Raw genomic sequence first — 22,905 nt, forward strand, 5'->3', positions numbered from 1 at the left:
GACAGAGCTATTTCTGACGACCACCAGCGGATAGGGCTTTTTTATTGCTAAATCCGTTTAACCTGCACGAAGTCGAGCTCCACAGAGGTGTCTCGGCCAAACATAGATACGAGCACGCGTACCTTCTGGCGCTCCGTATTCACTTCCTCAACCACCCCGACAAAGCTTTCAAGCGGCCCGGAGGTCACGATCACATTGTTGCCGACCTCCACGTCAAGGCTGATCCGTACATTCTCGATCCCCATCGAACGCACTTCCGCATCCGAAAGCGGAATCGGTTTGGAGGACGGCCCGACAAACCCGGTCACTCCACGCGTATTGCGCACAACATACCACGATTCATCCGTCAGAAACATTTTGACCATCACATAGCCGGGAAACATCTTCCTCGACACGTGACGCTTCTTTCCGTTTTTAACCTCAACGGACTCCTCCATCGGCACCTTAACGTCCATAATCGTGTCATGCAGGTTGTGATTTTCTACCGTCTTTAAAAGGTTGTCCATCACCTTGTTTTCATAACCCGAATAAGTATATACGACATACCAATAAGGTTTATCCGTTTTTTCCTGCTTTAAGAATTTTGGCTTTTCCTCTTTTTCTTCCGCAGGCTTTTCGATGTTCGTGTTTTCCTCAGGAATCTGAACATCTTCCGGTCCATTTTTATCCATACTCATATGAGAATAACTCCTAAGACAGCAGGAACGTCTGGAACAGTGAGCCAAAGCCCCAATCCATCAGTCCAACGATTACCGCGAAAATAATAATGAACACGATGACTGCAAAGGTCGTCTTGAACAGATCCTTACGCGTCGGCCATGTCACCTTTTTCACTTCGCCCCAAACGTCTTTAAAGAAACGGGCAGGGCTCCTTCTTTGCTTCTTGTTCTTCTTCTTGGCGAGCTTCTTTTGCTCCTTCAGGTGCTTTTCCCGTTCCTCGCCGAGTAGTTTGGTCTTAGCCATCGTAACGCCACCTCAAAAATTATTTGGTTTCCTTATGTACGGTATGCTTTTTGCAAAATTTGCAGTACTTAGACATTTCGATCCTGTCCGGGTCGTTCTTCTTATTTTTCATCGTATCATAGTTCCTCTGTTTGCATTCCGTGCAAGCAAGCGTAATCTTCGTGCGCATTTTCTTCCCTCCGGTCCATTGTTTTTGAGCAATCTAAAAAAAGGCACTCTCTGCCTTTTATCAAAGATGCTTTTATATGTTACCATTAAACCCCGTTGTTGTCAATGTTTTTGCGCGTTTTTTTCGCATTTTCCCAGTAAAAAAAGCGGCCTTTACGGCCGCACTGTTTATTTATCCCGAAGCACGGTCTCAATGATGTATTTCGGCCGCTTTTTCGTCTCCATATATGCCTTGCCCACATATTCGCCGATGACGCCAATCGCCATCAGCTGAAGGCCGCCCAAAAGCCAGATGGACATCATCATGCTGGTCCATCCCGCCTGCGTATGCCCCATTGCGTTGACCGCCAGCGAATAGATCAGCATGATAAGGCTGACCAGGAAAATCACCAGGCCTACCGTCGTAATCATGCGGATCGGCTTCACGGAAAACGAAGTGATCCCGTCAAAAGCAAAGCTGACCATCTTCTTCAGCGGATACTTGGATTCCCCCGCAAAGCGTTCGCCGCGCGAATATTCAACGGTAGCTGTCTTATAGCCAATTTGCGGCACGATCCCGCGCAGGAACAGATTCACTTCCCCGAATTTCGCAAGCCCCTCGAGCGCACGTTTTGACATCAGCCGGTAATCCGCATGGTTGTATACCGCATCCACTCCGAAAAACTTCAGCAGCTTATAAAAAGCCTGCGCGGTATTACGCTTAAAACCCGTGTCCGTATCACGGTTGTTCCGCACGCCGTATACGATATCGTAGCCTTCCCGGTACTTGCCGATAAACGCATCCAGCACTTCGATATCATCCTGCAGATCCGCATCCATCGAGACCGTTACGTCGCACATGTCCTTTGCCGTCATCAACCCCGCAAGGAGCGCGTTCTGGTGGCCCCGGTTTCGTGACAGCTTTACCCCCAGAACGCGCGGTTCCTGCCCGTGCAGTTCCTCGATGATCCGCCACGTTTTATCTTTCGAACCGTCGTCCACATATAGAATACGGCTGTCCGGCGAAATAAGCCCATCCGCTGTCATCCGGTTTAATTTATCAATCAACCGCTTGGTCGTTTCGTGCAGCACCTCTTCTTCGTTATAACACGGCACTACGATATATAAGGAATCCATTCTTTATTACCCGCTCCACCTTTAGTCCTTTCGGCTCTTTTCATGGTACTATATTTGCATAACCCAGTCAATCGGGGAAAGGATTCTCCTGCCAGAGTTCATACTTTTTTCAGGATTCGCTAAAAAAGAGGGCGCTTCCGCCCTCTTTTCAGCATCTGCTTTTTTATTTGCCTGCCCGGCGGCGTTTCCCCAGGGAGGCCGCGCCTCCCGTAACCGCCGCGCCCATGGCCGTGGCAAGCCACAGGTAAAGAAGGTCGTCGCTTTCATCGCCTGTTTTTGCTGCGGCTGTTTTTACATTGCCGGGTTCCGGGTTCCGCTTATGGTCCGCATCGTTCGTTCCGGCTCCGGTGTCCTCCGGAGTGCCTTGCTCCATTGCCCTCATTTTCCGGTCGGATACCGCATACGGCGAAGCATGTGATATCGTATAGATGATATAGCCGTTCTCGTCCACCACCAATTCCTGCTCTTCACTAAGGCCGCCCGAGGGACCGATCCAATAGAGGTATACCGTACTTCCCGGCCGGAAATTCCCGCCCACATAATCTACTCTGGTCACCGGGCATGGGAACGCGCCGGTATGCGCCAGGTGGATAAACATTATATTTGCGTCCTCCGGCACCGCCGCCTTTGCCAGCCGCGCTATTTCATCGCTCACCTCGTTGGTAAAGCCAAAGTTCACATCCAGTAATTTCTTCGGATCGACTTTGGCCAGGTCAAGCGCTGCGGATGCAAGTACAGTCCCATTCCCGTCTGTCACCGCCAGTACCAGCATCTTCGCTCCGCCGTCCGCTGCCGACCGTGCTGCCTCTTCGAGGACGCCCGCGCTGATCCTTGCGTCCGCAGAGTTCCTCACATCTACCTTTACCACTACCGCTTCTTCCGGTTTTGCATTTGAAACGGCTTCCTTGATCGTGTCGGGATCGAGCACGTTGTTTTTCACTTCCGGTTCCACAACAACCGCTTCCTTGTCATTTGTGCCGGGGACGGCAGGTTTCACCTTGGACGGCGCTACTACCGTAACCGTGCAGGACGCTGTTTTCCCGTTTGCCGATCTGGCGGTAACTGTTGCCGTTCCGGGCGCAACTGGCAGCAATCCGCCCGTTTGGTCGACCGTCAGGATATTTGTGTCGGAAGAACTCCACACAAGACTCTTGTCCGTCGCGTCTTCCGGCTGCGGGAACGCGACCAAAAGTCCTCTTGTCCCCATATCAAGCGAAATTGCCGAATTACTCATCCGGATGCTCGACAGGGGAACGCTCACCGTAACCCTGCAAGCCGCCGTCTTTCCGTTTGCAGCCGTTGCCGTAACGGTCGCGCTGCCGCCGCCCGCTGCCGTTATCTTGCCGCCGTTTACAGCTGCAACCGCTCCGTTCGATGTGCTCCATGTAACCGTCTTGTCCGTCGCGTCTTCCGGCGTTACCGTTGCAGCGAGCTGCACCTGTGCCCCTTTCTCGAGCATGAATTCCGTCTTGTCGAGGCTGATTCCGGAGACAGGTACTGTAACCGTCACGCTGCATGCCGCCGTTTTACCATCGGCTGCCGACGCGCTGACCGTCGCCGTGCCTCCGCCAACCGCAGTCAGCTTCCCGTTCTCGACCTTCACCACGGCTGCATCCGACGTGCTCCATGTAACTGTCTTGTCCGTCGCGTTTTCCGGCGTTACCGTTGCAGTGAGCTGCGCCTGTGCCCCTTTCTCGAGCATGAGTTCCGTCTTGTCGAGGCTGATTCCGGAAACAGCTACCTCCGCAATGATTTGATAGCGGTACGCATCACTGACGCTTGCGCCATAATAGCCGTTCGTATTTCCCTCGTAAATTGCCCGCACCCAATAAGTGCCTGCGCCCGCCGGCGCGTTTTCAAGACGCGCGCCCGGTACGCCGCTGTTGTCCGCATAATAAGCAAGGCTTGTCCCTGCGGCTGTTATAGGAACGCCGGCCGCCGTTCTGACGGCAAGCTCTTTCATCACGATCGCCGGGGGAGCGTCCGTGCCGATAAAGCTGTCGTGTTCAAGACCGGCCGCACTTACTTCCGTAGCAATCCCCGTCATCAGTTTATTCCCGATCCGCACGATCGACACGCCGGAAGCAAGCGCTTTGTCCGGAACGAATACGTCCGGATTAAGCCATGCCGGGTCCGCCGCCGTAACGATCGCCGATCCCTTCGAGGTGCTTGCCGGCGTAACGCCGATCCGTGCCCCAATGAGATCGTCTGTAATATTGACTGCCACAGAGCTGGAAACGATCAGGTTGCTTGCCGTGCCGCTCCTGTTTGTGTTTCCGGTAATCTGGGTATTCCCCGAAATGTTTACCACTGTGCCGGTGCCCGACATACGCACTCCGCCGTAGTTTGTTCCGACATTGTCTTTGATAACTGCATTATCCAGGTTTAAGGTACAGTTCGTACCGCTTACATAGATGCCTGCGCATCCGGCCTTCTCATTGCCGGAAATTTCCCCGCCGTTCATCGTAAAAGTGCTGCCCGTACCGCTCACATAAACGCCGCTGCAGTTTCCATTCCCGGTAAACTGGTTTCCTGTGATTAATCCGTCTTCCATGGTAAAGGTGCCGCCGCTTACGTAAACGCCGCCGCCATTTCCGCAGTAATTGCCGGAAATGGTACCGTGGTTCATTTGAAAGGTACCGCCCTTTACATAGACGCCATTTCCGCCCGCCGTCTTGTTCGAGAATCCGTTGCCTGAAATAATACCGCCGTTCATGACAAAGGTTCCTTCTTTTCCTACCGTCACTCCGCCGAACGGAAAATCCACAACGGAGGAACCCGCATTCATTACAAGCGTGCCGGGGCCGTCGCCCGGATAGCTGTCGTCCCCCGCGCGCACGCCGCCTATGGTCGAGCTATAATTGACGCGGGTCAATGTCGCCCCGCTGTTCAGCGTCAGGGTCGCCCCGTTGCGTATGCTGATGCCCCGTCCGGCGCCGCTTTCGCCGTCCACCGTGACATTTTCAAGGGTTAAGCTGGCCAGAATATGCATATAGCCTGTCATACGGATTGTGTAAGGGCCGCCCTCGCTGCGGATCGTAAGCGCCCTTTGCACTTTACCATAAAGTCCGTACCCAATCCCGTCCGGATCATAGCCTGTCTGTTCGGTCGTACCAAATGTACAGTCAGTTCCGAGGAGAAGCGTATCGCCATCCTCCGCCTTGCTCACGGCAGTTTGAAGGGCCGCATATTCCTCTCCGGTGCGCTCATTTTTTACTGCAAACTCTACCAGTTTCGTGCGCGCTTCATCCGAATAGTATGGCTTTGCATCAAAATATCCGGCTGTATTGAGGCATGCTCCAAAATCGGGAGCCGCTGAATTCCAGTAATTTTTAACCGCGTCGATCTTATTTGCGGCAGAGGTTACTTTGATAATTTCCGCGCCGTCTTCGCCCGCCGCAAGCGTCCGTACCATACTGTTTTCGTTGATGCTGACCTGTGCGTTCATATTTCCGAGGCGCATCGCTCTGCCGCCGCCGGCAACATCCGCATCCCAGTTTTTCAAATAATTATTCCGGATGCTTACGCTCCCCGCCGCATTGCTTGGCAGTTGGATGCAGTTGAGGCTCACGCCGTCAATGGTATTCCCTTCAATTACCGTCGTACCGGCAATATCCGAAAGGGTAATTCCCGATGCATTTGCGCCTGTTACATTTGTGATCGTATTATTTTGAATCACCAAATCACTGACGGGTTTTGCCGGATCCAGATTGAAATGGATCGCGGAATAGGCGCCGCAATTTGGGATCGTATAGGCGATCCCGTCAAACGTATTGTTTTCAATGGTTATATTGCTAAGGTTCGGCTGGCTTCCCCACGAATTCGCATAGATGCCGTTGGTATTAAATACGAGCCTTCTGATGGTCGTCCGCGAACCATCCGTAAACGGTCCGTCCAGAGAAACGCCCCCCGTCAGCACCGCTTCCCCCTCTTCCGGACCCGTAAGGGTAACGGCCCGGGTAAGCGCAACATTTTCCGTGTAAGTTCCCGCCTGCAGCGCAATGGTATCTCCGTCTGCCGCTGCGTCGACCGCTTCCTGTATCGTAAAATACGGGGTCTGCGTCCCGCCGCTGATAAGCATGACCTTGGCTGTCTCTTTGGCATACACGGTTCCCGCGGGGATCAGCCCGGTGTACATCCCCGCCGTTTCTCCCGCGGCCTTCCGGTATGCATAATCGTCTTTGCTGGTAAGCGTTCCGTCCGTGCCTGCCGTAAAATAGGCATTCACGCCATATCCCAGCTGCAAGGTAACAATCAGGCTTCCGTCGCTGCCCAGCGAAGAAAACGCCGCCACGCTGCTTTCCGCCTGCGCCCCATCCGCGCTTAATTCCCCGACGATCCTGCCGCCTACCGCATTCCCGCTTTGGTAAATTTCTATTGCCGGAGCATTCGGATTGCCGCTCTTGTAAAGCCCGATATAGTCTGTCAGTTCAACCGTCCTTCCCGGCTCCTCGGATGGCTGGAACACATCCTTCAAATATCCTTTATAGGTATAGGCTCCCTCCATCCGCTCCCAAATAAAAGCGTTGTCGACAAACCGTTCTACCCAGACTTCCGCATAAGGGACGGTAAACTGAAGCAAATCATAATCGCCATACGCCATGCTCCTGAAAAAGGCTGCGTCAAGCGCAAAAACTTCACCCAGTTTTATAACTGCGTCATAGCTGTCATTCCCTATTTGAAAGCTCACCTCTGCGCTGCCTTTGATATTCTCCGCGTACCCGTCTTTCGCCATGATCTTCAGGTAGACCTTATCCTGCCCGAGCGCCATAGGCTCATCCATTTTGAATCCATAAAAAATGTTCGCGCCTGTATTGCTGCTGAAAGAAGAAGCAGCCTGTACCAGGCGATCCGGATCCGTCCCGATCCAAACGGTCAGGATATCCGGATTCGTATGATCTTCCGCTATCGCGTTGATTTGTCCCGCTTCCCTGGACTCATCTTCCGCTTGCGCCTGCACCGGCTGCGGTTCCCGCTCCAGCGGCAATACATCGGAAGGGCCGGCAGCCTCTGAAACTTCCGGCTGCGGTTCAGTATTTGCGGCCGCGTCCGGTTGAAGCGTTGCACCGGCAACATTCTCCGCCGGCGAATTGCTTTCTTCCGGCATGCCGGATCCCGTCGGGCTGGCCGTTTGTACGGCTTCTTCTCCGGCGCTTGCCGCCGGTTGGTCCGGCTGGGCGCTCGATATTCCAAACAGACCGAATATCATTCCCACGGCCAACAGGGCCGCGATCCACCGTTTTTTTCCATTCCCCTGTTTTCTCGCTTGTTTTCTCATGATTGCTTCCTACCTGCTATCGGTTAATTTTACGTGCAGACACGGCTCTTCAACGGCAAATAAAAAATACCCTACTTTTCGGGTATTTGATTAGAGGGAAGATATCCAATCTGCAACCCGGCCATCCTGCTTACGTTTAGATCCGTTGGCTTTGCGTCCCTACCTTTCGGCAGGTTTGCCTTTATAGATGATTCTATTCCCATTGTACTCCTTTTTTCCCAAAGGTCAATAAAGAAAATCGTTAAAAAGCCTTTATAAAAAGGATCCCGGGCATTTCTGCAGCTATCTCCTTTTGCGCTTCGTGCCTTCCGTCAAAAACATCCATAGCAGTAAGCCGCAACAAAAAAAGGAATGGCAGGCGCCATTCCTTTTATCTGCGGTGCCGCTTATTCGATCACACCGGATACAACCCCAGAGCCTACCGTTCGGCCTCCCTCGCGGATTGCGAACCGAAGTCCTTCTTCAATCGCAATCGGCGTAATCAGCTTGATCTCCATCTCGATATTGTCCCCAGGCATTACCATTTCCGTTCCACCCGGAAGCTCGATCACTCCCGTTACGTCCGTCGTCCTGAAATAGAACTGCGGACGGTATCCGTTGAAGAACGGCGTGTGGCGGCCTCCTTCTTCCTTCTTCAGCACGTACACGCTGCTGTTGAAGTGCGTATGCGGATGGATCGATCCCGGCTTCGACAATACCTGCCCTCTTTCGATCTCGTCCCTCTGCACTCCCCTCAGAAGTACTCCGATGTTGTCTCCCGTGATCGCTTCGTCAAGCAGCTTCCGGAACATTTCTACGCCCGTTACCACTACGCTCCGCTTCTCGTCCGTCAGTCCGACGATCTCTACCGTGTCCTGTACCTTTACCGTCCCTCTCTCCACGCGCCCCGTTGCTACCGTCCCGCGCCCCGTGATCGAGAATACGTCCTCTACCGGCATCAGGAACGGCTTGTCGATGTCTCTTTCCGGTTCCGGGATATACGTGTCTACCGCTTCCATCAGCTCGAAGATGCTCTGGCAGTCCGGATTGTCCGCTATGTCGTCCGACGCCTGCGCTGCTTCCAGCGCCTTCAGCGCGCTTCCCTTTATGATCGGGGTGTCGTCTCCCGGAAAGTCGTACTCCGAAAGCAGCTCCCTGATCTCCATCTCTACCAGCTCCAAAAGCTCCGGATCGTCTACCTGGTCCGTCTTGTTCATGTAGACGATGATGTACGGTACCCCTACCTGCCTCGCAAGCAGGATGTGCTCCCGCGTCTGCGGCATCGGGCCGTCCGCCGCCGATACCACCAGGATCGCTCCGTCCATCTGCGCCGCTCCCGTTATCATGTTCTTTACATAGTCCGCGTGTCCCGGGCAGTCTACGTGCGCATAGTGCCTCGTTGCCGTTTCATATTCCACATGGGCCGTATTGATCGTGATCCCACGCTCTTTTTCTTCCGGCGCCTTATCGATTTCATCATATTTCGTCGCTTCCGCCTGGCCGTTCTTTGCCAGCACCATCGTGATCGCCGCTGTCAGCGTCGTTTTCCCGTGGTCCACGTGCCCGATCGTTCCGATGTTTACATGCGGCTTCGTTCTTTCAAACTTACCCTTTGCCATTGCTTTTTTCTCCTTATTTCTTTTCTTTCGTTATTATAAATTACTTCTTTTCCCCGGTAATCTTCTCTACCATGCTCTTCGGAACCGGTTCGTAGTGGTCAAACTGCATTGTGAACTGTCCGCGTCCCTGCGTTCTCGAGCGCAGGTCCGTCGCATAGCCGAACATCTCGGAAAGCGGTACCATTGCACGGATAATCTGTCCGCTGCCGCGCGCTTCCGTTCCTTCGATCCTTCCGCGGCGGGAATTTACATTTCCCATTACGTCGCCAAGGTATTCTTCCGGAACGACCACCTCGACCTTCATCATCGGCTCCAAAAGAATGCTGCCGCCCTTCGCGAACGCTTCCTTGATTGCCATGGAACCCGCGATCTTGAACGCCATTTCCGAGGAGTCAACTTCGTGGTAAGAACCGTCGACCAGCGTAACCTTGAAGTCTACCACTTCGTAGCCGCCGACAATACCGCTCTTGGCCGCTTCCTGAATCCCTGCGTCGATCGACGGGATATATTCCTTCGGAATCGCGCCGCCAACAATTTTATTCTCGAACTCATAGCCGCTGCCGGGCTCCAGAGGTTCAACGTGAATTTTACAATGACCATACTGGCCTTTACCACCAGACTGGCGGACATATTTGCCTTCCACATCGACCGGCTTGGTCATCGCTTCCCTGTAAGCGACCTGCGGCTTACCTACCGCCGCTTCCACCTTGAATTCGCGGAGCATGCGGTCTACGATGATTTCCAAATGCAGCTCGCCCATACCGGCGATGATCGTCTGCCCCGTCTCTTCATCCGTATAGGCACGGAATGTCGGGTCTTCTTCTGCCAGCTTCTGCAGCGCGACCGACATCTTTTCCTGACCTGCCTTTGTCTTCGGCTCAATCGCCACCTGGATAACCGGATCTGGAAATATCATGTTTTCAAGGATGATCTGCTGTTTGTCGTCGCACAGCGTATCGCCCGTTCCAACATCTTTGAAACCAACGGCCGCCGCGATATCGCCAGCCTCGACCTCGTCCACTTCTTCCCGGTGGTTTGCGTGCATCCTCAGGATACGCCCGATCCTCTCGCGCTTACCCTTCGTGGAGTTGAGCACATAAGAACCGCTCCTGAGTTTGCCGGAATAAACACGGAAGAATGCCAGCTTCCCAACGAACGGATCGGCCATAATCTTAAAGGCCAGAGCCGCAAAGGGGCCGTTCGGGTCTGCCGGGCGCTCGATTTCCTCGTCTGTGCCCGGCTTGATGCCTTTGACCGGAGGAATATCCAGCGGAGACGGCATCAGCTCCACGATTTTGTCGAGCAGGGGCTGCACGCCCTTATTGCGGTATGCGCTGCCGCAGCACACCGGAATAATCGTACCGGCAATCGTTCCTTTGCGCAGGACCTTGATGATCTCGTCTTTCGTGATCTCTTCGCCGGCGAAATATTTTTCCATAATGGACTCGTCGTGATCCGCCACAGATTCGATCAGCTTCTCACGGTAGTCGTCCGCAATTTCCTTCATGTCATCCGGAATTTCGACGACCTCGAACTTTGTACCCGTAGGATCATCGTCCGGATAAACGATCGCCTTCATTTCCACAAGGTCAACGACGCCGGAGAACGTGTCTTCAACGCCGATCGGCAGCTGAAGCGGCACCGGATTCGCGCCGAGGCGCTCCTTAATCATATCAACTACATTATAGAAATCGGCTCCCATGATGTCCATTTTATTAACGAACGCCATACGCGGAACGCCGTAGCCTTCTGCCTGCCGCCATACCGTTTCAGACTGGGGCTCTACGCCGCCTTTTGCACAGAACACAGCCACAGCTCCGTCCAGTACGCGCAGGGAACGTTCTACTTCCACTGTGAAGTCAACGTGTCCGGGCGTATCGATAATGTTGATCTGATGCCCTTCCCACTGCGTCGTCGTTGCAGCGGATGTAATCGTGATGCCTCTTTCCTGCTCCTGCTCCATCCAGTCCATGACCGCGTTGCCGTCGTGGGTGTCACCGATTTTATAGGTCCTGCCCGTATAGAACAGGATACGCTCCGTAGCGGTGGTCTTGCCCGCATCGATATGCGCCATGATACCGATATTCCTTACTTTTTCAAGAGGAAATTTTCCAGACATTGTATCTCCTTTCCAATTCGATCAAAATTTATATTAAAAAATTTTTAACTCAACAGACAACAGTATACCCGTCCCACGCAGCGGCTTCCAGTGTTTTCACATAAAATTTACGGCATATTTACGATAAGTTTACTTATCTGAATCCGCCGCAAACCCGCGCAGCATTCGACACATGCAGCCGTGTGTTCGCTTAACGCCATAAAATCCGCCCGCCTAGCTTCTTTCCCGTATAGCCTCGTTCTGCCAACCGCCGCGGCTTGCATATTCCGCCTGCCGGCACAACGCGCTGAGCCTGAAGCGTCGGGTAGCCTGGAAAACCCCGGCCATTTGCTTTGAATTTCGCGGGTATCTCTGTAAAGCATCGGCGGTTTTACAGGGAAACCCCCGCAAAACCGCTTCCGCAATTCCTGTTGTCATTCAGTTGATATGCCCGGTACTTACCACCTGTAATGCGCGAATGCCTTGTTCGCTTCCGCCATCTTATGCATATCTTCTTTCTTCTTTACGCTTGCGCCTGTGTTATTGGCCGCGTCCATAATCTCCGACGCAAGGCGTTCACGCATCGTACGCTCGCCGCGCTTGCCTGAGAACAGGGCCAGCCAGCGGATCGCCAGCGTCTGCCGCCGCTCGGGGCGCACTTCCATCGGAACCTGATAGGTCGCACCGCCGACGCGCCGCGCCTTCACTTCCAGTACAGGCATTACGTTTTCCATACAGGAATTGAATACGTCAATCGCATCCTGTCCTGTTTTTTCTTTGATTATTTCAAAAGCGTCGTAGCAAATCCGCTGAGCCGTTCCACGCTTTCCGTCAACCATGATCTGGTTGATGAGCTTAGTTACGACCGTGCTGTTATACATAGGATCCGCTATTACCTCACGCTTCGGAACTCCACCACGTCTAGGCATTTGAAAGCCCTCCTTATTATCAATCTAAAATTCATATTGCAAAATGGGGAGCAGGGAACGTTGTTCCACGCAGTCCCGCATCCTGCGTGACAAAAGCGCCCATAAATCCGGTGGCTCCGGTCCTGAACATACGGAAAACAATCCATGCCGTCCGCAGGAACGGGAAACCAGTCCGCCAGAAAATACGCAGCTTATTTTTTAGGCATTTTCGCGCCGTAACGGCTGCGCGCCTGTTTCCGATCCGCAACACCGGCCGTATCGAGGGCGCCGCGAATGATATGATATCTTACACCAGGGAGGTCTTTTACCCTGCCGCCTCTGATGAGGACAACGCTATGTTCCTGCAGGTTATGGCCGATTCCCGGAATGTAAGCCGTACCTTCCATGCCGTTTACAAGGCGAACCCTTGCAATTTTACGAAGAGCAGAATTCGGCTTTTTAGGAGTCATCGTCCTTACTGCAAGACATACACCCCTCTTCTGGGGAGATTGCTTCAGTATAGGCGAATTCGATTTTGAAACCTGAGATTTTCTGCCGTGTTTTACCAATTGGTTTATGGTAGGCATACACGCACCTTCCTTTCTTAATCATCAATTCTTACAGAATATAGTTTAAATTCTCCGCAACCCTGAAGAGAATTAGTTTTTTAGGATCGCAGCGCATGCGGCAGCGACATCGATACCGCACCGTATCCCCAGTTCGCGCATGGATTCCACGTTTACCACATGGATTTCCTTTTCGCCAATGGCCGATAGAATCTGCTCCTTCACGTGCCCGTCCGCATCGTCGGCGATGTACACCATAACGACTTCGTCCGCGGCAAGCCCGCGCAGCAGTTGCTTCAGTCCGACCACTTTGTTTTCGGCGTTTTCCAGTTCCTCAAACATCTTGTTCCCTCAAAAAACGCAAAAAAGCGCGCCTAAATATAATACCACTCAAATGTTGATATTGTCAAGCATATCGTCCTCTTCCCCGTCGCCGCATTCACGCTGCGGCTTCAGGCAGTTATAGGTCTTCGTTTTGTGGAAGAAAACCTTTGGCATGCCGTCGCTGCCCGTCTGGAAAAAGAACCATCCCCTGTTCAGCATTTGCTTTATCTGCGGTATCTCGGCAAGGTCTACCTTCACATGCTGCTTGATCTTTTTGAGATGCGCCGCCGCAAGGTTTTTCCCGAGAAAATATCCCGCCAGCAGCATCAGCGCAATAAAGATATAGGGCATAAGCGCCATCCAGTTCGCCATCGCCTGCCCAATCTGCGGGATCATCAGCAGCACAAAGGCCGCCACGAGAAAACCGAGAAAGGTCCCAAGCTGCAAAACGTCCGACATCTTGAACGCTTTTTTGCATTCCTTTCCGATGGACGCCTGAATTGAAAGCAGCGACCCGATCGGGGTGCGCACCTTTTTTCCCAGCCCGAGGATCATGCCTTTTTCCGCGTATGGCTCTGGATGAGCCATCTCAAAGGTGGCGTAATATTCGGCTTTTTCCGGTTTTTCGTCCTTACAGAACTGGCACTCATCCGAAAGATGGAGGTCGTCAATATTATCCGGCAAATAGGAAAGCGTTACCTTCCAATGCTCGAGTGCCTCTTCCTTTTTGTTGTCCGATTTCAAAGAACTGATATAGCACTGGTAGCACCCGTTTTTTCCCAGCCATTCACATAATTCGCTGTCAGCAATCGGGCACCTTTTTTTCATTTCTTCGTTCTGACGCGGATCATAATTCGTATTGCTCATTCAATCCTCCTACAGAGCCCCCGCCCTTGCGGGCCTTGTAAAAAGCGGAGGCGTTGCCGCCTCCGCCCACTGCCATTCCTATTTATTTCAGAGTTCGGTATCCGACAAGTCGTCGTCGATCTGGGCCGCAATGTCTTCGTTGACAACATTGCTGATGACGTCGATGTTCTTGTAACGCTTCATGCCTGTGCCGGCCGGGATCAATTTACCGATGATGATGTTCTCCTTGAGGCCAAGGAGCGGATCCACCTTCCCTTTGATCGCCGCCTCGGTCAGCACCCTTGTCGTCTCCTGGAAGGAAGCCGCCGAAAGGAAGCTGTTCGTGGAAAGCGAAGCCTTGGTGATACCAAGGAGCACGCGCGACGCAGTCGCCGGTTCCTTGCCGCCCTCAATCATCTGCTCGTTCTCTTTATCAAACTGGAAGATGTCCACGAGTTCGCCCGGAAGCATGGACGTATCGCCCGCATCCTCGATCTTGCACTTTTTAAGCATCTGGCGCACAATGATCTCAAGGTGCTTATCGGAAATCTCGACGCCCTGCATCCGGTACACCATCTGGACTTCTTTCAGAAGGTATTCCTGAACGCCCTTAACGCCCTTGATCTTCAAAATATCATTCGGGTTGATCGAACCTTCCGTGAGCTCGTCGCCCGCTTCGATCACCTGTCCGTCCGCAACCGTTACGCGCGAACCATACGGAATGAGGTACGTCTTTGCCTCGCCCGAATCGTTCGCCACTGTGATTTCGCGTTTTTTGCGCGTATCGTTGATGGCAACCGTTCCCGCAATTTCGGAGATGACGGCAAGGCCGCGCGGCTTTCTCGCTTCAAACAATTCCTCTACACGAGGGAGGCCCTGCGTGATATCGCCGCCGGCAACGCCGCCCGTATGGAACGTCCGCATCGTCAGCTGCGTACCCGGCTCGCCGATGGACTGCGCCGCGATGACGCCCACTGCTTCGCCGATGTCGACCGGTCCGCCCGTCGCCATGTTCGCGCCATAGCACTTCGCGCACACGCCATGCTCGCTCTTGCAGGTAAACACCGTACGGATATAGACCTCCTCGATGCCCGCCCTCTCGATCCTGTCGGCAATTTCATTCGTAATCATCTCGTTGGCCTTGACGATTACACTGCCGTCTTTATCGATCACGTCCTGAGACGTATAACGTCCACGGATCCTGTCGCACAGCGGCTCGATAACTTCCTTGCCGCTCGTGTTCGTAAGCTTCCTGATCGGCACGCCCTGTACCTGCTCGCCGAGATTCTCGAAGCAGTCCACTTCGCGCACGATGACGTTATGGGAAACGTCAACGAGGCGGCGTGTCAGGTAGCCGGAGTCTGCCGTTCTAAGCGCCGTATCGGCAAGGCCCTTCCGCGCGCCGTGCGAGGAAATGAAGTATTCCAGAACGGTAAGGCCCTCGCGGAAGTTCGCGCGGATCGGAATTTCAATGATTTCACCGTTCGGGTCCGCCATCAGTCCGCGCATACCGGCCAACTGCCTGATCTGGTTTGTTGAACCACGGGCGCCGGAGTTGGCCATCATGTAAATGGGATTGAACTCGTCGAGGCTCTTCATCAATGCGTCCGTCACCTTGCCCGTAGTCTCTTCCCAAACCTTGACCGCATTGTCTTTCTTTTCCTTATCCGTCAGCAGTCCGCGCTTATACTGCTTTTCGATCGTCAACACGCGGTCCTCCGCTTCGGCAATCAGTTTCTTTTTCGCTGGCGGAATCTTGATATCCGAAACGGAGACCGTAATCGCGCCGATTGTCGAATAGTGGAAACCCTGCTTTTTGATATTATCCAATACATGGGAGGTTTTCGTGGGCCCGAGCTTTGCATAGCAGAGGTCAACCAGCTTCCCGAGCTGCTTTTTATCGATCAGCTGGTCCACTTCAAATCTCAATTCATTTCCGGGGATGGACCGGTCCATATATCCGAGGTCCTGCGGGATCGCCTGGTTAAAAATCACGCGGCCCGTCGTCGTCTCGATGATACCCGTTTTCATCCCGCCGTCCACTTCTTTTGTCACGCGGATCTTCACCATCGCCTGCAGGTCGATGTTGCCCGTGTTGTATGCGAGGATCGCTTCATCCGGGGAAGCAAAGATGCTGCCCTCTCCCTTCGCGCCCTTCCGATGGATGGTCAGGTAATAGGACCCGATGACCATATCCTGCGTAGGCGATACGACGGGTTTTCCGTCCTGCGGCTTTAAGATGTTGTTCGCTGCGAGCATGAGAAACCGCGCTTCGGACTGTGCTTCCACGGAAAGCGGAACGTGCACAGCCATCTGGTCGCCGTCGAAGTCGGCATTGTATGCCGTACATGCGAGCGGATGCAGCTTAATCGCGCGTCCCTCCACCAGGATCGGCTCAAACGCCTGAATACCCAGCCTGTGCAGCGTAGGCGCGCGGTTCAAAAGCACCGGATGTCCCTTGATCACTTCTTCAAGAACGTCCCAGACCTCGGGCCGCACTTTTTCCACCATCCGTTTCGCAGACTTGATGTTATGGGCAAAGCCTTCCTCCACAAGCTTTTTCATGACGAACGGCTTAAAGAGCTCGAGCGCCATTTCCTTCGGAAGACCGCATTGGTACATTTTCAGTTCCGGTCCAACCACAATGACGCTGCGGCCGGAATAGTCGACGCGCTTTCCGAGCAGGTTCTGGCGGAAACGCCCCTGCTTGCCGCGCAGCATGTCGGACAGGGACTTTAACGGCCGGTTGCCGGGGCCCGTCACCGGACGTCCGCGCCTGCCGTTATCGATCAAAGCATCTACCGCTTCCTGCAGCATACGCTTTTCGTTCCTGACGATAATATCGGGAGCCCGCAACTGTAAAAGCCTGTTGAGGCGGTTGTTACGGTTAATTACGCGGCGGTACAGGTCGTTGAGGTCGGACGTCGCGAAACGTCCGCCGTCGAGCTGCACCATCGGGCGCAGTTCGGGCGGGATCACCGGAACCACATCCATAATAATCCATTCCGGTTTGTTTCCGGACTGGCGGAATGCTTCCACAACCTCGAGACGCTTGATCGCGCGGATGCGCTTTTGGCCGGTGGAGGTCTTCAGTTCCTCGCGCAGGGCCTTTGCTTCTTCCTCAAGGTCGACCTTTTTCAGCAGCACCTTGACCGCCTCCGCGCCCATGCCCGCCGAGAACGAGTCCTCGCCGAACTTGGCCTGCGCTTCGCGGTATTCCTTATCTGTCAGCAGTTGTTTGTATTCAAGAGGAGTTTCCCCCGGTTCCGTCACGACGAAGGCCGCAAAATACAGCACCTTTTCGAGCGAACGCGGGGACATATCGAGGAGCAGGCCCATACGGGACGGGATCCCCTTGAAGTACCAGATGTGGGAGACCGGTGCGGCGAGCTCGATGTGGCCCATGCGTTCGCGCCGCACCTTGGCGCGCGTCACTTCCACTCCGCACTTTTCGCACACAATTCCCTTATAGCGGATTCTTTTATATCTTCCGCAGTGGCATTCCCAGTCCTTCGTGGGGCCGAAAATGCGTTCACAGAACAGTCCGTCCTTCTCCGGTTTCAACGTGCGGTAATTGATCGTTTCGGGCTTTTTAACCTCGCCGTGCGACCATTCGCGTATTTTCTCCGGAGATGCCAAACCAATCTGTATCGAATCAAATGTATTGAGTTCAAACAAAGGTAACTCCACTCCTCTCTGCTATCTCAAAAAATTATAAACTATTCTCATCCGCCCGCGCAGACTGCGCAAAGCGTTACATATCGTCAGGATCGTCCATGCCTTCCGTATCGATATTGAGATCCTCGCTGATATCGATGTCTTCTTCCAAATCGCCGATCACATCGTCGTCAAAATCATCGAAATCGATGTCTTCATCCTCAAGCAGGCCGATATCCGGGAGGTCGAGCTCATCCATCGAGATATCGTCGAGGTCTTCGATCACCATATCGCCCGCGTCAAATTCCTCATCGTCCGCCGGGAGGTCTTCCGCCCCCGCGATATTGATGTCGATCGCCATGCCGTCATCGTCGTCCGTTTCCTTGATGGCAATTTCGCCCCTGTCTTCGGATAGCACCTTGATATCGAGGCCAAGGCTCTGCATCTCCTTGATTAATACTTTAAAGGATTCCGGAACGCCCGGCTCCGGGATATTCTCGCCTTTGACGATCGCTTCGTACGTTTTGACACGTCCGACCACGTCGTCCGATTTCACGGTCAATATCTCCTGCAGGGTGTTCGCCGCGCCGTAAGCCTCGAGCGCCCACACTTCCATCTCGCCGAAACGCTGGCCGCCGAACTGCGCTTTCCCGCCGAGGGGCTGCTGGGTCACGAGCGAGTAGGGGCCGGTGGAACGCGCATGAATCTTATCGTCTACCAGGTGGTGCAGCTTTAAGATATACATATAGCCGACCGTCACGCGGTTTTCAAACGGCTCGCCGCTGCGGCCGTCGTAAAGCACCGTTTTACCGTCCGGCGAAAGTCCGCTCTGCGCAAGCAGCTGTTCGATATCTTCCTCGGAAGCTCCGTCGAATACCGGCGTCGCCACGTTAAAACCGAGAGCGCGTGCCGCCATACCGAGATGAACCTCCAGCACCTGCCCGATGTTCATACGGGAAGGAACGCCCAAGGGGTTTAGGACAATATCCAGCGGACGCCCATCCGGCAGGAACGGCATGTCCTCCATTGGAAGGATGCGCGAGATAACGCCCTTGTTGCCATGTCGTCCGGCCATTTTGTCGCCCACGGAAATTTTCCGTTTCTGCGCAATGTAAACACGTACGAGCTTATTAACGCCCGCCGTAAGTTCATCCTTGTTTTCGCGTGTAAATATCTTCACGTCGACGACCACGCCGCCTTCGCCGTGCGGAACCCGCAGGGAAGTATCGCGCACCTCGCGCGCCTTTTCACCAAAGATCGCGCGCAGGAGCCGCTCTTCCGCTGTAAGCTCTGTCTCGCCCTTCGGCGTGACCTTGCCAACCAGGATATCGCCGCTTCTGACCTCCGCCCCAATGCGGATAATGCCGCGCGAATCGAGGTCTTTCAAAGCATCCTCGCCGACGTTCGGGATATCCCGTGTGATCTCTTCCGGCCCGAGTTTCGTATCCCGCGCTTCCGCTTCATACTCTGCAACGTGCATAGAGGTGAAAACGTCGTCTTTTACGAGACGTTCGGAAAGCAGCATAGCATCCTCGTAGTTATAACCTTCCCACGTCATGAAGCCGATCAGGACGTTTTTGCCGAGGCCAAGCTCACCGTTGGCTGTGGAAGGTCCGTCGGCGACGACCTGTCCCGCTTCGACCCGCTGGCCTTCGTATACGATAGGCAGCTGGTTGATGCATGTCCCCTGATTGGAGCGCGCAAACTTAATCAGATGGAACTCGGATTCCGTACCGTCGTCATTTGCAATTACCACATTCTTTGCATCGACGCTCTTCACAATGCCGCTCTTCTTGGAAATAGAGAGCACGCCCGAGTCATACGCCGCTTTGTACTCCATGCCCGTTCCGACCACCGGAGCCTCCGGAATCAGGAGCGGCACCGCCTGCCTCTGCATGTTGGAACCCATGAGGGCGCGGTTTGCGTCGTCGTTTTCAAGGAAGGGAATCAACGAGGTCGCCACCGAAACAAGCTGCTTCGGCGAAACGTCCATCAAATCCACTTCGTTCCTCGTCACCTCGACAATCTGGTCGCGTACGCGGCACATAACGCGCTCGCGTACGAACTGCCCGTTTTCGTCGATCGGTTCGTTTGCCTGCGCGACGATGAGGTCTTCCTCTTCGTCCGCCGTCATATATTTCACCTTGTCCGTCACAAGCCCGTTCTTCTTGTCGATGATGCGGAACGGCGTTTCGATAAAGCCATATTCATTGATCCGCGCATACGTGGAAAGAGAACCGATCAGGCCGATGTTCGGCCCTTCAGGCGTCTCGATCGGACACATGCGTCCATAATGCGAATGGTGAACGTCCCGCACGTCGAAGCTTGCACGGTCACGGTTCAGGCCGCCCGGCCCCAGTGCCGACAGCCTTCTCTTATGTGTCAGCTCCGCAAGCGGGTTTGTCTGGTCCATGAACTGCGAAAGCTGGGACGAGCCGAAAAATTCTTTAATCGACGCCGTTACCGGACGGATATTAATCAGGTTGGAGGGTGTCGCCACATCCATGTCCTGGATCGACATCCTCTCACGAACCACACGTTCGAGCCTGGTGAGGCCGACGCGGATCTGGTTCTGCAAAAGCTCACCCACCGAGCGCAGGCGCCTATTGCCGAGGTGGTCGATATCGTCCGTTACGCCAAGCCCATGCTTAAGACCGAGGAAATAGCTCACGGAGGCGAACATATCGTCGATGATGATATGCCTCGGAATCAGCACGTGCAGGTTTTCCCGAATCGTTTCCTTAAGCTTTTTCTTGTCCGTTCCGCACTCGCCGATGATTTCTTTCAGAGCCGGATAATATACTTTTTCATTGATTCCCGCATCCGCCGGTTTGAAATCGAGGTAACCCTTTGCGTCCACAAAACGGTTGCCGTGTACGCGCACCACCTCTTCCCCGATGGAGATGTCTACCGAAGGAATGCCGGAATTTTCAATCGCCAGCGCAATCTTGGGCGTGATTACGTCTCCCGCGGCAACAAGAAGTTCGCCGGTATCCTCGTCTACCACGTTTTCCGCGGCGACCTGATTTTCGATACGGCTTGAAATCGCCAGCTTCTTATTGAATTTATACCGTCCGACGCGCGCGAGGTCATACCGCTTATTATCAAAAAACAGGGAGCCAATCAAAATGTTGGCGCTTTCCACCGTCGGCGGCTCACCCGGGCGCAGACGCTTGTATATCTCAAGCAGGCCCTCTTCCTTGACAGAGGTGTTGTCCTTTTTGATGGTCGCCTCAATATTGACGTCGTCGCCAAAAAACGCGCGCAAATCCGTATCCGTGGAAAGACCCATCGCACGCAGGAACACCGTTACCGGAAGCTTCCTCGTTCGGTCTACACGAATATACATGCAATCGTTGGAATCCGTCTCATATTCCAGCCACGCACCCCTGTTTGGAATCACCGTAGAACTGAAGAGGTCTTTACCGGTCTTATCCTTCGCGACTCCAAAATAAACGCCAGGGCTTCTTACAAGCTGCGATACGATAACACGCTCGGCACCATTGATAATGAAGGTCCCCTTTTCGGTCATCAGCGGGAAATCGCCCATGAACACTTCCTGTTCCTTGACTTCGCCCGTTTCCTTGTTGAAAAGGCGAACCTGAACCTTTAGGGGCGCGGCATAATTCACGTCGCGTTCCTTACATTCCTCTACATCATATTTCGGCGCATCGGAGATGTGGTAGTCGACAAATTCAAGTACCAGATTTTCAGAATAGTCCGTAATGGGGGAGATGTCTTTTAGTACTTCCCCAAGGCCCTCCTCTAAAAAGCGTTTGTAAGAGTTCTTCTGGATTTCGATTAAGTCCGGCATATCAAGAACTTCTTTGATCTTGGAAAAGGTCATTCTCTTATTCGTTCCAAACTTAACTTCATGCATACTAAACAACAACTCCTATATTTAAATTGATTATTCACGGTCAAAAAGCATATGCACGTCCATCACACCGCTTTTCCAAATACTCCGGAATTGGCTTTCCAAAAGCATTTAGGGTCGGACCGGTAGAGCCAATCCTCCACAGTACAACTATGCTAATGCAGTTTACTATATTATCACAGGAAAAACAAGATGTCAATAAGATTTTTTCGCTCCGGCGCAATTTTTTTGCGGGGTTCACGGCTGCCGCGCCGGAAAAACCGGAAGCGCGGACAAAACATCCGCGCTTCCGCATATTATTTCATTTTGGCAAATATCATCCGCCCGGCCGCCGTCTGCAGCACGCTTGTCACGACCACAACCATCGTTTCGCCTTCCCGGCCCTTCGCGCCTTCCACCACGATCATCGTTCCGTCGTCCAGGTACGCAACGCCCTGGCTGGCCTCCTTACCGTCCTTCACAATGGTGACCGTCATCTCTTCCCCGGCCATCAGGATCGGCTTGACCGCATTGGCGAGTTCGTTGATGTTGAACACCGGAACATCCTGCACCGCAGCCACCTTATTGAGGTTGTAATCATTGGTGACGACCTTGCCATTAAGGTCTTTCGCCAGCTTCAGAAGCTTGATGTCCACCTCGGGCACGTCTTCATAATCCGCATCCGTGATCTTGACGGAATTTTTCAGCTCCTTCTGCATACTGCTAAGGATATCCAGCCCGCGCCTGCCGCGCGTACGTTTCATGGAATCGCTCGAATCCGCGATCCGCTGCAATTCCTTCAGCACAAACTCCGGCACCACGATATCTCCCTCGAACATCCCCGTCTTGCAGATATCGAGGATCCGTCCGTCGATAATAACGCTGGTATCGAGTATTTTTGGCGAAATGAAAGTCCCCGTTTCTTTTTTAGCGGGCTCCATTCCCTTGCCGGATTTACGCGCATGCAGGAACGCCGTAAAGTCGAACCGGCGCCGGACGCCCATGGAAAGGCCGATTGACCCAAACACAAGGTAGACAAGGATCGTCAGCGGAATCGATAGCCATGCGATCGGGATCAGCCCGATGATGATGGATATCAGGGCCGCCACCACCAGCCCCAGTATGAGACCAATCGTCCCGGAGAGAAGCGTCGCCGACGGCGTTGCCGCAAGCTTTGCCTCCACCTTCTTCGTGTTCTTTTCAAATACGCCTGCCAGTCGTTTGGATAAAATAAAAAATATGATTCCAGAGATAATTCCACTTGCAATATAGGCAACGAATGGCACCCATGTCTGAAGCGTGCTGAAAAGGTCCGCCGATGCGAAGTAGTTGTACAGCGTCACCCCGACCAGTACCAGTCCCGGGCCGATGAAGCATCCGACGACTACGATAAAAAGCCGCATCAGTTTATAAAACATCCTATCACTCCTTCCTATTCAGTTTTATATTTTAACTATAACCTTCGTTATAGGGAACTGTTATCCAGTATAAAACAAATTTATGTCTTTTCTATGAACAACACCTTAC

The 22,905-nt window shown here is 53.4% G+C and carries 14 protein-coding genes and 1 riboswitch; all 14 genes read right to left on the bottom strand.

Going from position 1 to position 22,905, the window contains the following annotated elements:
* Positions 1–47: 47 nt before the first annotated feature.
* Positions 48–677, bottom strand: a complete 630-nt coding sequence (nusG, locus tag B1H56_RS06720) for a transcription termination/antitermination protein NusG (RefSeq protein ID WP_258107159.1) — start codon at positions 675–677, stop codon at positions 48–50.
* A 13-nt stretch (positions 678–690) separates the two neighbouring features.
* Entirely contained in the window at positions 691–963 is a 273-nt protein-coding gene (gene secE, locus B1H56_RS06725) for a preprotein translocase subunit SecE (protein WP_066523398.1), read from the bottom strand.
* Positions 964–982: 19 nt separating this feature from the next.
* Positions 983–1,132 carry a 50S ribosomal protein L33 gene (gene rpmG / locus B1H56_RS06730; protein WP_046442442.1) on the bottom strand — a complete coding sequence of 50 codons (150 nt, stop codon included), beginning with the start codon at positions 1,130–1,132 and terminating at the stop codon, positions 983–985.
* Between the two features lie 167 nt (positions 1,133–1,299).
* Complete coding sequence (locus B1H56_RS06735) at positions 1,300–2,247, bottom strand: glycosyltransferase family 2 protein (RefSeq protein WP_066523399.1); 948 nt, start codon at positions 2,245–2,247, stop codon at positions 1,300–1,302.
* 163 nt (positions 2,248–2,410) lie between these two features.
* Positions 2,411–7,525 carry an Ig-like domain-containing protein gene (locus tag B1H56_RS06740; RefSeq protein ID WP_066523400.1) on the bottom strand — a complete coding sequence of 1,705 codons (5,115 nt, stop codon included), beginning with the start codon at positions 7,523–7,525 and terminating at the stop codon, positions 2,411–2,413.
* Positions 7,526–7,633: 108 nt separating this feature from the next.
* Positions 7,634–7,715: riboswitch (cyclic di-GMP riboswitch) on the bottom strand.
* Between the two features lie 196 nt (positions 7,716–7,911).
* Positions 7,912–9,123 (bottom strand): elongation factor Tu, encoded by a 1,212-nt coding sequence (gene tuf / locus B1H56_RS06745; protein ID WP_066523778.1) that lies wholly within the window; start codon positions 9,121–9,123, stop codon positions 7,912–7,914.
* Between the two features lie 40 nt (positions 9,124–9,163).
* Complete coding sequence (gene fusA / locus B1H56_RS06750; RefSeq protein ID WP_066523481.1) at positions 9,164–11,242, bottom strand: elongation factor G; 2,079 nt, start codon at positions 11,240–11,242, stop codon at positions 9,164–9,166.
* Positions 11,243–11,679: 437 nt separating this feature from the next.
* Positions 11,680–12,150, bottom strand: coding sequence for a 30S ribosomal protein S7 (rpsG, locus tag B1H56_RS06755; RefSeq protein ID WP_066523482.1), 471 nt, complete (start codon positions 12,148–12,150; stop codon positions 11,680–11,682).
* A 191-nt stretch (positions 12,151–12,341) separates the two neighbouring features.
* A complete protein-coding gene (gene rpsL / locus B1H56_RS06760) occupies positions 12,342–12,716 on the bottom strand; it encodes a 30S ribosomal protein S12 (RefSeq protein ID WP_066523483.1) in 375 nt (124 codons plus the stop codon).
* Positions 12,717–12,788: 72 nt separating this feature from the next.
* Positions 12,789–13,037: a ribosomal L7Ae/L30e/S12e/Gadd45 family protein gene (locus B1H56_RS06765; RefSeq protein ID WP_066523484.1), complete on the bottom strand. Its 249-nt coding sequence runs from the start codon at positions 13,035–13,037 to the stop codon at positions 12,789–12,791.
* A 48-nt stretch (positions 13,038–13,085) separates the two neighbouring features.
* Complete coding sequence (locus B1H56_RS06770; RefSeq protein WP_066523485.1) at positions 13,086–13,886, bottom strand: hypothetical protein; 801 nt, start codon at positions 13,884–13,886, stop codon at positions 13,086–13,088.
* Between the two features lie 87 nt (positions 13,887–13,973).
* Positions 13,974–17,543 carry a DNA-directed RNA polymerase subunit beta' gene (gene rpoC / locus B1H56_RS06775; protein ID WP_066523486.1) on the bottom strand — a complete coding sequence of 1,190 codons (3,570 nt, stop codon included), beginning with the start codon at positions 17,541–17,543 and terminating at the stop codon, positions 13,974–13,976.
* Between the two features lie 76 nt (positions 17,544–17,619).
* Entirely contained in the window at positions 17,620–21,402 is a 3,783-nt protein-coding gene (gene rpoB / locus B1H56_RS06780; RefSeq protein WP_066523487.1) for a DNA-directed RNA polymerase subunit beta, read from the bottom strand.
* A gap of 293 nt (positions 21,403–21,695) precedes the next feature.
* Entirely contained in the window at positions 21,696–22,796 is a 1,101-nt protein-coding gene (locus B1H56_RS06785; protein WP_066523488.1) for a PIN/TRAM domain-containing protein, read from the bottom strand.
* Positions 22,797–22,905 lie beyond the last annotated feature (109 nt).

It is taken from the genome of Christensenella minuta (genome assembly GCF_003628755.1).
Taxonomy (GTDB): Bacteria; Bacillota; Clostridia; order Christensenellales; family Christensenellaceae; genus Christensenella; species Christensenella minuta.